The sequence below is a fragment of the Massilia phyllostachyos genome (assembly GCF_021044825.1).
Taxonomy (GTDB): Bacteria; Pseudomonadota; Gammaproteobacteria; order Burkholderiales; family Burkholderiaceae_D; genus Telluria; species Telluria phyllostachyos.
Window position 1 is genome coordinate 1,189,359 of record NZ_JAJNOC010000001.1, and the last position, 12,091, is coordinate 1,201,449.

General features: G+C 66.0%; 13 protein-coding genes. 6 read left to right on the forward strand and 7 right to left on the reverse strand.

Features of this window, described 5'->3' with window-relative positions; translation table 11 throughout:
• Positions 1-51: 51 nt before the first annotated feature.
• A complete protein-coding gene (locus LQ564_RS05195; protein ID WP_231057005.1) occupies positions 52-612 on the forward strand; it encodes a hypothetical protein in 561 nt (186 codons plus the stop codon).
• A 3-nt stretch (positions 613-615) separates the two neighbouring features.
• Here the strand turns inward: LQ564_RS05195 and LQ564_RS05200 are convergent, their stop codons facing one another.
• The 5 genes from LQ564_RS05200 to LQ564_RS05220 all read right to left on the reverse strand — a co-directional run bounded on the left by LQ564_RS05200 (position 616) and on the right by LQ564_RS05220 (position 5,503).
• Entirely contained in the window at positions 616-1,221 is a 606-nt protein-coding gene (locus LQ564_RS05200) for a class I SAM-dependent DNA methyltransferase (RefSeq protein ID WP_231057006.1), read from the reverse strand.
• Between the two features lie 5 nt (positions 1,222-1,226).
• Complete coding sequence (locus tag LQ564_RS05205; protein ID WP_231057007.1) at positions 1,227-3,464, reverse strand: RelA/SpoT family protein; 2,238 nt, start codon at positions 3,462-3,464, stop codon at positions 1,227-1,229.
• A 77-nt stretch (positions 3,465-3,541) separates the two neighbouring features.
• A complete protein-coding gene (rpoZ, locus tag LQ564_RS05210; RefSeq protein ID WP_005665923.1) occupies positions 3,542-3,745 on the reverse strand; it encodes a DNA-directed RNA polymerase subunit omega in 204 nt (67 codons plus the stop codon).
• Between the two features lie 58 nt (positions 3,746-3,803).
• A complete protein-coding gene (gene gmk / locus LQ564_RS05215; RefSeq protein ID WP_231057008.1) occupies positions 3,804-4,451 on the reverse strand; it encodes a guanylate kinase in 648 nt (215 codons plus the stop codon).
• Between the two features lie 164 nt (positions 4,452-4,615).
• Positions 4,616-5,503, reverse strand: coding sequence for a YicC/YloC family endoribonuclease (locus LQ564_RS05220; RefSeq protein ID WP_231057009.1), 888 nt, complete (start codon positions 5,501-5,503; stop codon positions 4,616-4,618).
• A gap of 94 nt (positions 5,504-5,597) precedes the next feature.
• Here LQ564_RS05220 and LQ564_RS05225 point away from each other — a divergent pair, with 94 nt between their 5' ends.
• The 5 genes from LQ564_RS05225 (at position 5,598) to hemW (ending at position 10,249) form a co-directional block, all read left to right on the forward strand.
• Entirely contained in the window at positions 5,598-6,566 is a 969-nt protein-coding gene (locus LQ564_RS05225) for a serine/threonine protein kinase (protein WP_231057010.1), read from the forward strand.
• A gap of 9 nt (positions 6,567-6,575) precedes the next feature.
• Positions 6,576-7,496, forward strand: a complete 921-nt coding sequence (locus LQ564_RS05230) for a PP2C family protein-serine/threonine phosphatase (protein WP_231057011.1) — start codon at positions 6,576-6,578, stop codon at positions 7,494-7,496.
• A gap of 13 nt (positions 7,497-7,509) precedes the next feature.
• The gene (gene rph / locus LQ564_RS05235; protein WP_231057012.1) at positions 7,510-8,244 is read left to right on the forward strand and encodes a ribonuclease PH; all 735 of its coding nucleotides are present in this window, start codon (positions 7,510-7,512) and stop codon (positions 8,242-8,244) included.
• Positions 8,245-8,438: 194 nt separating this feature from the next.
• On the forward strand, positions 8,439-9,023 hold the full coding sequence (gene rdgB, locus LQ564_RS05240) for an RdgB/HAM1 family non-canonical purine NTP pyrophosphatase (protein ID WP_231057013.1): 585 nt from the start codon (positions 8,439-8,441) through the stop codon (positions 9,021-9,023).
• Positions 9,020-10,249, forward strand: coding sequence for a radical SAM family heme chaperone HemW (gene hemW / locus LQ564_RS05245; protein WP_231057014.1), 1,230 nt, complete (start codon positions 9,020-9,022; stop codon positions 10,247-10,249). The genes rdgB and hemW overlap by 4 nt, the downstream gene beginning before the upstream one ends.
• Before the next feature lie 13 nt (positions 10,250-10,262).
• Here hemW and LQ564_RS05250 read toward each other — a convergent pair whose 3' ends face one another.
• The gene (locus LQ564_RS05250; protein ID WP_231057015.1) at positions 10,263-10,985 is read right to left on the reverse strand and encodes a zinc-binding metallopeptidase family protein; all 723 of its coding nucleotides are present in this window, start codon (positions 10,983-10,985) and stop codon (positions 10,263-10,265) included.
• Between the two features lie 139 nt (positions 10,986-11,124).
• Positions 11,125-12,081: an IS1595 family transposase gene (locus LQ564_RS05255; protein ID WP_231057016.1), complete on the reverse strand. Its 957-nt coding sequence runs from the start codon at positions 12,079-12,081 to the stop codon at positions 11,125-11,127.
• Between the last annotated feature and the right edge of the window lie 10 nt (positions 12,082-12,091).

A 12,091-nucleotide genomic window follows, 5' to 3' on the forward strand; every position in this document is an offset into this window, starting at 1 on the left:
TGCCCCACACTGGCGCCCCCACGATTCAATGACTGAGAAAGGACGCAACACATGGGCTATTCCATCGCCTGGATTCTGGTACGCGGCAAGACCAAGGAGGACATCCTCGCCCAGCTGGGCTTGGCCGACGCGGGCGAGCGCGATGACTTCGTCGAGAACCAGGTCGCCGTGGCCGCGCTGCCGGGAGGCGCCTACCTGCTGTGCTTCAACGACATGGCCCATCCCGCCACCCAGGCGGCGAGCATGGCGCGTGTGTCGAAGGGCTGCGAGGCGCTGGGCTGCCAAGTGGAAGAGAACGTGATGGCGAGCGCCGCATTTTTCTACAAGGACGGCGCCAAGGTGTGGGACGTGGTGCACCTGGCGGACCAGGGCCTGTATCACCTCGAAGTGAACGGCGCGCCGCCCGCGCTGCTTGACACCATCCATAGCGAGATGAAGGCGGCCCAGGACGAAGACGGCGGCGAGGGAGCGCAGGTGGACTGGCTGTTCGAAGTGCCGCTCATGCTGGCCACCGCGCTCGGCGGCTACCGCCACGACGAAGGGCTGCTGTCCGGGGAGGCACTGGTGTTCACGGCGCTGGCTCCCGTGGCGCCGGCCGGCAGCCGCCACTGATTGCTAGTTGGACGCGCCGCGGCGCTGGACGATGACGGCCAGGTGCTTCTCCGGCAGCTGGTCGAATTCCAGGTGCCGGAGGTCGCAGTCCGCTGCTCCAATCGCCTGCAACAGGCCAGGGATGCCGAGCGTGGCATACGGCAGCGCCGGACCCATCGCATCGTCGACGTGTTCGCCCGCCGTATCCAGCCCGCCCGCGGAAAAGATGAACACCCCACCGGGCGCCAGGGCCGCCATCAGCTTTAGCATCACCGCGCGCTGTTCGACGAGCGGCACGTGCCAGATGCTGTCCCAGGCCGTGATGAAACGGTAGCTGCGCGCGATCGGCCAGCTGCGGATGTCCGCGTGATGCAGCAGCACGCCGGGATCGGCCTGCGCCGCCAGTGCGACCATCCGCTGCGAGACGTCGACACCCTCGATACGCAGGCCGTGCCCGCGCATGGGCGCATTGAAGCGCGTGTTGCAGCCGCAGCCCACATTCAGGGCCCAGCCATCGTCGACTGTATCGAGCAAGGAGAGGGCGCGCCGGTGCAGCGCGACCCCGTTGTCCGGATTGAATGCGGCGTCATGCCAGCGCTCGGCCAATGAGTCGTAGGCCGCGCCGGTCATGTTGATTACGACCGCTCGCGCTCGACCCGGTTCACGCCCGCCACCCGCCGCAGGTTGCGGATCAGCTGCGCCAGGTGCACCCGGTCCTTCACCTGGATGGTGAAGCGCAGCTGGGTCATCAGGTGTTCGTCGTCCTCGTCCATGCCGACATAGGTGATGTTGGCGTCGGACTCGCCGATCTCGGCCGCCACGCGGGCCAGGATGCCTTTCTCATTATTGATGAGCAGGCGCACGCGGCAGTCGAAGCGGCGGTTCAGCTCTTCGCCCCACTGCACGGCGATCCAGCGGTCCGGCTCCTTGGCGCGGATGCGCGCCGCCGGCAGGCAGTCGCAGGTATGGACCACCAGGCCCTGGTCGCGGCGCAGCTGGCCGGTGATGGCGTCGCCCGGGATCGGCAGGCAGCACGGCGCCAGCTGCACCGACACGCCTTCGCTGCCGTAGATGGTCACCGGGTCGATGTCGCTCGACGCCACCGGCTGGGCCGCCGGCATGTGTTCCGGGTCGGCTTCCATCAGGCCGAAGATGTGGCGCGCCACCAGCGCCGGCATGCGCTTGCCGATGCCGATGTCGGCATACAGCTCTTCCATCGACTTGGCCGAGGATTCGGCCAGCAGCCGCTCGACGGTGGTTGGCGGCAGGTCCGGGCCGATGTTGCGCGCGGCCAGGGCGCCGGCCAGCAGTTCCTGGCCCAGCTCCACCGACTCGTTCACGTTCACGGTGCGCAGGTAGTGGCGGATCGCCGAACGCGCCTTGCCGGTGCGGACGTAGCTCAGCCAGGTCGGGCTCGGGCGCGATTCCGGGTCGGTCACGATCTCGACGATGTCCCCGTTGTGCAGCTCGTTGCGCAACGTCGCCGGTTCGTTGTTGATCTTGACCGAGACCGTGTGGTCGCCGATGCCGGTGTGGATCGAGTAGGCGAAGTCGAGCGCCGTGGCGCCGCGCGGCAGGGCGATGATCTTCGACTTCGGCGTGAACACGTAGACCGAATCCGGGAACAGGTCGACCTTCACGTGTTCCAGGAACTCTGCCGAGTCGCCGGTCTGCTGCTGGATGTCGAGCAGCGACTGCAGCCAGGCGTGGGTGCGCTGCTGCAGGTCCGACATGTTCGAGTCGCCGGTTTTATAAAGCCAGTGCGCCGCCACGCCGCTCTCGGCGGTGCGGTGCATGTCCTGGGTGCGGATCTGGAATTCCACCGGCGTGCCGTAGGGACCGATCAGGGTCGTGTGCAGCGACTGGTAGCCGTTGATCTTGCGGATCGCGATGTAGTCCTTGAACTTGCCGGGCATCGGCTTGTACAGGGCGTGCAGGGTGCCCAGCGCCACGTAGCAGTTCGGCACCGTGTCGACCACCACGCGGAAGCCGTACACGTCCAGCACCTGCGAGAACGACAGGTGCTTGTTGCGCATCTTCTTGTAGATGCCGTACAGGGTCTTCTCGCGGCCATACACCTCGGCCTCGATGCCGGCGGTCGCCAGCTGGTTCTTGACCGCCTCGAGGATCTTCTTGACCACTTCGCGGCGGTTGCCGCGCGCCGCCTTGATCGCCTTGGCCAGGGTGAAGTAGCGCAGCGGGTAGAGGTGCGAGAAGGACAGGTCCTGCAGCTCGCGGTAGATGTCGTTCAGGCCGAGGCGGTGGGCGATCGGCACGTAGACTTCCATGGTCTCGCGCGAGATGCGGCGGCGCTTGGCCGGGATCATCACGCCCATGGTGCGCATATTGTGCAGGCGGTCAGCCAGCTTGATCAGGATGACGCGCACGTCCGAGGCCATGGCCAGCAGCATCTTGCGGAAGTTCTCCGCCTGCGCTTCGACCTGGCTCTGGAACTCGATCTTTTCCAGCTTGGAGAGGCCGTCGACGAGGTTCGCGACCTGGGCGCCGAAGCGCTCGATCAGCTCGTCCTTCTTGACGTCCTGGTCCTCGATCACGTCGTGCAGCAGCGCCGCCATGATGGCCTGGGCGTCGAGCTTCCACTCGGCGCAGATTTCCGCGACGGCAATCGGATGGGAGATGTAGGGTTCACCCGACTTGCGGACCTGCCCGAGGTGCATCTCGTCGGAGAAGCGATAGGCTTCCTTGACCTTTTTCAGCTCGGCGGGGGTGAGGTAGTCGGACAGCTTGTTGATGAGCTGCGTCACCGAGGCAACGCCCGGCGCGGGCGCCGGTTCGGCGTCTTGGGGTTTGCCCGGACGCTTGGTGCGGGCAGGGGTTCCTGGATGGGTCGAATCCGGGGAAGACAAACTCATATGTAATATCGATCAGCCAGTGTAGGCACAGAATAACAGAATATCGATATAACGAAATCCGCCCATCCAAGGGGGTATTACATCGGGACCTTTTTCAGCATCTCGAGGCCGACCTTGCCGGCTGCGATCTCGCGCAGGGCGACCACGGTCGGCTTGTCCTTGGCTTCGACCTTCGGGGTGTGGCCCTGCAGCAGCTGGCGTGCGCGGTAGGTCGCGGCCAGGGTCAGCTGGAAGCGGTTCGGGACGTTCTTGAGGCAATCTTCGATGGTGATGCGGGCCATGTGTCACTCCTGAATGGACAAATGTGCGGCATGCCTGACGGCGCCGCACGCTGATGGATTACAACGTAGGTTGTTGCGCGTGGATTCCCAGCTGGGCAAACAAGTCGGCGTTGCGGGCCGCCTGTTGGGCGAAGCGGCAACGTGTCGCTTTGACGATCGCCTGCAGTTCCGCGAGGGCGACGTTGAACTCTTCGTTGATGATAGCATATTCGAAGTCCGGAGCGTGAGCCATCTCCCCGCCGGCCGCCAGCAGGCGGCGCGTGATGATGTGCGGCTCGTCGGTGCCGCGCTTGTGCAGGCGCTCTTCCAGCGCTTCGATCGACGGCGGCAGGATGAAGATGCCGGCGGCGTCCGGGAACTGCTTGCGCACCTGGCGCGCGCCCTGCCAGTCGATCTCCAGCAGGATGTCGGTCCCGGTCTTCATTTCCTGTTCCACCGTCAGGCGGCTGGTGCCGTAGTAATTGCCGTGCACTTCCGCCCATTCCAGGAACTCGCCGCGGTCGGCGCGCGCGACGAAATCGTCGGGCGTCGTGAAATGATATTCGCGGCCATCCTGCTCGCCCGGACGCGGCTGGCGGGTGGTGGTCGAGATCGACAGCTTGATGCCCGGTTCCAGCTTCAGCAGGGCGTTGACCAGGGTCGATTTGCCGGCGCCGCTGGGGGCGGCGACGACGAACAGGCTGCCGGAGAGGGCGGGAGTGATCATGGCTTGAGTCCTTGGTTAAAACGTGTAGTACGTGTGTTCATCATAAAGTTGAACGCGTGGGCGGGAAACCCGCCCACCCTACGAAATCCCTCATGTAGGGTGGGCGGTCCTCCGCCCACGCGTTCAAATGGTCGCCGCGTTGTTGCGCAACGACAACAATCAAATTACTCGAGGTTCTGCACCTGCTCGCGCATCTGCTCGATCAGCAGTTTCAGCTCCATCGACGCATCCGCCAGCTCCTTCACCGACGCCTTCGCGCCCAGCGTATTCGCCTCGCGATTCAGCTCCTGCATCATGAAGTCCAGCCGCTTGCCGACCTGCCCGCCCTTCTTGAGGATGTGGCGGGTCTCGTTCAGGTGCGCCGACAGCCGCGACAGCTCTTCCGAGACGTCGATCCGGATGCCGTACAAGGTCACTTCCTGGCGAATCCGCTCCAGCACTTCCTGGCGGCTCAGCACCGAGGGGTTGCCGTGGCCGGCCAGGCCCAGCGCGTCCTGCATGCGCTCGATCGCCTTTTGCTGGAACTGCGCGATCACTTGCGGAATCAGCGGCGTGATGCGCTTGACGATGGCTTCCATCGACTCGATGCGCGACAGCAGCATGGTCGACAGGGCCGCGCCTTCGCGCCGGCGGCTGTCGACAAAGGCAGCGACCGTGGTCGCGGTGAGCGCCGCGACGTCCGCCTGCAGCGACTCCTGGCCGACGGTCGACTCTTCGATCACGCCGGGCCAGCGCAGCAGCTCGGCCACCGTCATCTGCGGCGCGCCGGCGAAGTGCTTCGTGATTTCCCCCTGCAGGCGGGCCAGGTCGGCCAGCAGTTCCCCGTTCAGCGCTTGCGAACCGCCGGACGTCTTGCGGCCGAAGGAGAGGCGCACTTCGACCTTGCCGCGGGTGATGGCGGCCATGATGGCCGAGCGCAGGTCGGGTTCCAGCGCGCGCAGGTCGTCGTTGATGCGGAACTGGAGATCGAGGAAGCGCGAATTGACGCTTTTGATTTCGATCGTGAGGGTGCCGGCCGCGCCTTCGCTCGTGGCGACCGCATAACCTGTCATGCTAGAAATGCTCAAAGGGATCCCCGGTTTTTATTCTTTACAAGGCCGACATTTATCCCACACAATTGCCCTGTTAAGCAAGGAAACTTCCCGGATGGCCGCACAGAATAACGCACCCCTGCCTGATGGGCTGGAAATTGCTGGATATCGCATTGTAAAGAAAATTGCGTCCGGTGGGTTCAGTATTGTTTATCTGGCATATGACCCGGAAGGCAACGCCGTGGCCATCAAGGAATACCTGCCCAGCCAGCTCGCCCTGCGCGCCCCCGGCGAGCTCGCGCCGACCGTCTCCAAGCCGAACCTGCCGGTATTCCGCATCGGCCTGAAGTGCTTCTTCGAAGAGGGAAGGGCGCTGGCGCGCATCGTCCATCCGAACGTGGTGCGCGTCGTGAACTTCTTCCGTGCCAACGAGACCGTGTACATGGTGATGGCCTACGAATCCGGCCACACGCTGCAGGACCACATCGCGCGCCTGCACGCCAAGGGCAGCCGGGTCAACGAGACCGCGCTGCGCCAGCTGTTCAACGGCGTCTGCGCCGGCGTGCGCGAAGTCCACGCCAACAAGCTGCTGCACCTCGACCTGAAACCGGCCAACATCTACCTGCGCAGCGACGGCTCGCCGCTGCTGCTGGACTTCGGCGCGGCGCGCCAGACCATCAACATCGACGCGCCGATGCTGGCGCCGATGTACACCCCCGGCTTCGCCGCGCCCGAGCTGTACGGCAAGGCCGCCGCCCTCGGGCCCTGGACCGACATCTACAGCATCGGCGCCGCCATGTACGCCTGCATGACGCGCACCATGCCGCAGCCGGTCGAAGCACGCAAGAGCGAGGACAAGCTCGAGCAACAGCTGGCGGCGCTGGCCGGCAGCTATTCGCCGGAGCTGGTCGACATGGTGCGCGCCTGCCTGGACCTCGACCCCTTGGCGCGCCCGCAGAGCGTGTTCGCGATGCAGAAGGTGCTGCAGGCGGCGCCGACGGTCGCGCCGCAGGACGAGGAACCGGCGCCGGCGCCGGGCGGCTGGCGCGGCATCGCCCAGCGTATCGGCATCAAGCTAGGCTAAGGAGGCAGCATGCAGTTTTCCGTCTACCAGCAGACCCACATCGGCGGGCGCAAGGTCAACCAGGACCGCATGGGCTACAGCTTCACGCGCGATGCGCTGCTGCTGGTGCTGGCCGACGGCATGGGCGGCCACATGCGCGGCGAGATCGCGGCGACCATCGCGCTGCAGACCCTGTCGATGATGTTCCGGATGCAGGCCGCGCCCTATGTGAAGAAGCCCGAGCGCTTCCTGGAAGAGGCCCTGACGCAGGCGCATTGGGACATCCTGGCCTACGCCGAACAGCACAAGCTGCCCGAGACGCCGCGCACCACCGTGGTGGCCTGCCTGGTCCAGCACAACTGCGCCGTGTGGGCGCACTGCGGCGATTCGCGCCTGTACTGGCTGCGCCGCAACCAGGTGCTGGCGCGCACCCGCGACCATTCCCACCTCGAATACCTGATCGAACGCGGCCGCGCCACCGAAAGCCAGCGCAATACCCACCCGGACCGCAACAAGCTGTACAACTGCCTCGGCGCCGGCCAGCTGCCGAAGATCGAGATCTCGGACCAGGCCAGCCTGGAGCCGGGCGACACCCTGCTGCTGTGTTCCGACGGCCTGTGGTCGATGCTGCCGGAGACCGAGATCGTGCACCGCCTGTCGGCTTCCACCGTGGTGCAGGCCGTGCCCAACCTGGTCGCGATGGCCGCCGCGATCGGCGGCGCGCGTGCCGACAACACCACCGCGCTGGCGATCACCTGGCAGGGCGCGGGGGCATCGAATGCGCCGGGCGTGATCTCGACCCAGATGCTGCCCGAGAACGAGGTCAGCTCGACCATCACCGCCGGCGCACCGCTGCCCTCCGGAGCGGACGCATTCGACGAAGACGAAATCGAAAAGGCGATCGCCGAGATCCGCCAGGCGATCGAGAAGTCGTCCCAGTTACTCAAATAGACAAGGACCATTCATGAGTTTCGAACAACGCCCGAGCGGCCGCGCGGTCGACCAGCTGCGCGCCATCCGCATCACCCGCCAGTACACCAAACACGCCGAAGGCTCGGTGCTGATCGAGTGCGGCGACACCAAGGTGATCTGCACCGCCAGCATCGAAGAGAAGGTGCCGGGCTTCCTGAAGGGGAGGGGCCAGGGCTGGCTGACCGCCGAATACGGCATGCTGCCGCGCTCGACCCACAGCCGCATGGACCGCGAAGCCGCGCGCGGCAAACAGACCGGCCGCACCCAGGAAATCCAGCGCCTGATCGGCCGCTCCCTGCGCGCCGCGTTCGACCTTGAAGCCTTCGGCGAACGCACCCTGCACCTCGACTGCGACGTGATCCAGGCCGACGGCGGCACCCGCACCGCCTCGATCACCGGGGCGATGGTGGCGGCCTACGACGCCTTCAGCGTGCTGGTCGAGCAGGGCCTGCTGGCGGCGGTGCCGGTGAAGCATTTCGTCGCCGCGATCTCGGTCGGCGTGTACCGCGGGGTGCCGGTGCTGGACCTGGATTATGTCGAGGATTCGGACTGCGATACCGATATGAATGTGGTGATGACGGAGCAGGGGCATTTCATTGAGGTGCAGGGGACGGCGGAAGGGGCGGCGTTCGATCGCGCCGGGATGAACCGCTTGCTGGATCTGGGGCAGTTGGGTATTGCGGAGCTGATCAGGCTGCAGAAGCAGTCGCTCGGCCTGGGCGGCTGATCACCAAAATTGGGTTCCCGCCTGCGCGGGAACGACGTGCGTACACCTGTAGCCTGAAGACCGTCGTTCCCGCGAAAGCTGGAACAATGCCACTGGCATTGTTCCCCCCCAAGTTCGTATCGCCGCCACTCCAGCATCCTTCCCCCCGAAGCGCTAAAATATCCCCCCTCCGCAGCAATCCACACCACCTCACCATGACCCAACGCCTCGTCCTCGCCTCCAACAACGCCGGCAAATTGAAGGAATTTGCCCAGCTCCTCGCCCCCATCGGCTTCGAGCTGCACCCCCAAGGCGAATTCGACGTCCCCGAAGCCGAGGAGCCCTTCGGCACCTTCGTGGAAAACGCCCTGGCCAAGGCTAGGCACGCCGCGCGCCTGACCGGCCTGCCGGCACTCAGCGACGATTCCGGCGTCTGCGTCAACGCCCTGGGCGGCGCCCCCGGCGTGTACTCGGCGCGCTTCGCCGGCGAGCCGAAATCCGACGCCCGCAACAACGAGAAGCTGGTCGGGGACCTGAAGCAGCATGCCGACAAGTCGGCCTACTACTACTGCGTGCTGGTCTACGTGCGCCACGCCGACGACCCGCAGCCGGTGATCGCCGACGGCATGTGGCGCGGCGAGATCATCGACACCCCGCGTGGCGGCAACGGCTTCGGCTACGACCCGCACTTCCTGATCCCGGCGCTCGGCAAGACCACCGCCGAACTCGAACCGGGCGTCAAGAACGCCCACTCGCACCGCGGCCAGGCCCTGCGCGCCCTGGTGGAAAAACTGAAATGATCCCGATCAAAGTCGCCGGCCCGGCGCCGAGCGAACCGCGTTCCCCGGCCACGACGGCCCTGCAATACCTGCAGCCCGGCGCCCTGAACCTGGCCGCGCTGCCGCCGCTGTCGCTCTACATCCACTTCCCCTGGTGCGTGCGCAAATGCCCCTACTGCGACTTCAACTCGCACGAGGCGAAAGGCGAGCTGCCGGAAAAGGATTACCTGGACGCGGTGCGCCTCGACCTGGAGCAGTCGCTGCCCATGATCTGGGGCCGCAAGATCCACACCGTCTTCATCGGCGGCGGCACCCCGAGCCTGATGTCGGCCGCGGGCCTGGACCGCCTGCTGTCCGACGTGCGCACCCTGCTGCCGCTCGAAATCGGCGCCGAGATCACGATGGAAGCCAATCCCGGCACTTTCGAGCAGGAGCGTTTCCGCTCCTACCGCGACAGCGGCGTGAACCGCCTGTCGATCGGCATCCAGAGCTTCAACGGCGCGCACCTGAAGGCGCTGGGCCGCATCCATGACGAAACCGAGGCCCTGCGCGCGGTCGAGATCGCACGCTCTACTTTTGAGAACTTCAACCTCGACCTGATGTTCGCGCTGCCGTCACAAACGCTCGAGGAAGCGCGGCGCGACCTGCAGACCGCGCTCTCGTTCGCGCCGCCGCACCTGTCGCTGTACCACCTGACGATGGAACCGAACACGGTCTTCGCCAAGTACCCGCCGGCGCTGCCCGACGACGACCTGAGCGCCGACATGCAGGACATGATCCTCGAGGCGACGGCCGCCGCCGGCTACCAGCACTACGAAGTCTCGGCCTATGCCAGGGCCGGCCACCGCGCGAAACACAACCTGAACTACTGGCAGTTCGGCGACTACCTCGGCATCGGCGCCGGGGCCCACTCGAAGATCTCGTTCCCGCACCGCGTGCTGCGCCAGGCGCGCTACAAGCAGCCGGGTTCCTTCATCGAGGCGGCGAAACGCGGCAACCCGGTGCAGGAAGAGCACGAGATCGCGCGCGGCGAGATGGGGTTCGAGTTCATGCTCAACGCGCTGCGGCTGACCGAGGGCTTCGATCCGAACCTGTTCGGCGAGCGTACCGGGATGAACATCAGCGCGATCACGAAGGCGCTGAACGAGGCCGAGGCCAAGGGGCTGCTGCACAGGGACCACAAGCTGATCAAGCCTACGGAATTGGGCCAGCGCTTCCTGAACGACCTGCAGGAGATGTTCCTGTAGGGTAAACGGGTCCCTACGTTTTCGCCGCTCCCGCGAGTGATTCGATGGTGCGCGCCAAGCCCTGCACCACCCGCGCCATGCTCGCATAATCCAGCTGCTCCGGCCTATCTTCCGCCGTGTGATAGTAGGGATAGCGCAGGAACGCCGTCTCCGTCACCAGCAGCGCCGGTTGGCCCGTGGAAGCGTGACTGGACAACGTCACCCCCATCGCATGCGCCGGCGCCGCCAGTCCCTGCGCCGGTTTGTCGGGCATGGCCGCAAACCCGCCCAGCGCCTGCCGCATCCGGGCCGACACCGCCGCCGGTCCGGCAAACGCGATGAAGTTGCCCGTTCCTTCTCCCAGAAACACCAGCCGCAGCGCGGTCCCGCGGCTGGGCCGCACATCCTTGAGCAGGCGCGCCAGCTCGAGCAGGGCGGCCGCGCTCCCGGCATCCGCACCCAGGCGCACCCCCACGATGAAGGTCCGCTCCGCACGCGCGCCCGACGCCGTGTTCGACAGCACCGCCTCGACATCCTGCCCATCGCGCCGCGGGCGATAGCCATAGCCGCGCAGCGTCGCCGTCACGTGCGGCATGGCCCCATGCCCCCCGGCGCCGGCAAGCGCCACGGCGTGCGCCTGCAGCCGTGCGGCGCCGTCGGGTTCGGCCGAGTCGGTTTCCAGGGTCAGCGTGGCCAGTGCGATCGCCAACAGGATCGCGATGAGGATTTTCCAGTGTGTGCGGGCGAATTTGCGCATGGCGTCCGGGTCAGCATGCAGCGGTTCATGGCCCAAGTGTAGCCAGCCCGCGGCGCCGGCAGCGTTACGATTCCGCGATTCAATTCGCAAGGACAAAAAAATGGCTGTGTTCGCGTTAGTTATGTATTTGCAGCCTCCTTCACTGAACTTGTCGTACCGCAGCACATAGCCACTGCGCTGGTGTACGCAAGGCGTGCGCGTCCAGCAGTCGCTGCCACCCGGAATAGTTCGCCAGGTAGCGGCTGGCCACGCCCTTGAAGCGCACCAGCCAGTTCTTGAAGCGGCTGTGCCAGCCATTCACGTTCTGGATGTGGATCGCACCGCGTGCGCGCCGGCCCGCCCGCACGTTGATGGATTCGTGCATGATTCCAGCGTCAAGGGCAAACCGGACATAGGGCGCAGCGCCATCGCTGATGAGCAGCCCGTCACCCGGCAGCACCGGCTGCAGGCAGGTGCGCAGTTGCGCAGCGGTCACGGGACCACGTCCGGTATGAAAGTCCAGCGTCGTGCCGATGCGGTCACGCGCCACCAGCAGGCAATCGTGCTCGCGGTTGATGCCGCGCCGCCGGGCGGCGCCACCACGCTTGCGCGGCGGGCGCGACAAGGTGCGCGAACCCTTCTGCGATTCCAGGCGGTAGGTTTCGTCGGCCTCCACGATTCCCGTCAGTGCTGCGGGCCGGTGCCTGGCGGCGCCCGGCGCGAATCGGTGGCGCCAGCGAAAACTCGTCGTGCGATGCACGCCGGTAACGAGCGCCGCGTCGCGCACGGTGCGTGATTCCAGCAAGCACTTGATATATGGCAGCCAGCACTCGCGCTTGCGCAGCCGGGCCAGCGGCGTGCCGGTCAGCGCATTGAAGGAGCGACCACAACCCAGGCAGCGATAGCGCTGCAGGCCGCTGGCGAAGCCGGAGCGGTGCAAACGCGCGCAAGCACAATGCGGACACGGCCGACCTGCCGCGGCCGCTTCGATGAGCGCCAGGCACTCGGCCGGGTCGCGGATGCTGTCGAGCCAGTCGCGCAGTCGGGCCAGATCAGTGCTGGACAATGGCGCGGCCGTCAAGAGGGCTAGCAATTCGTCGAAGCTCGGGCTTTGCATCGTCACTCCA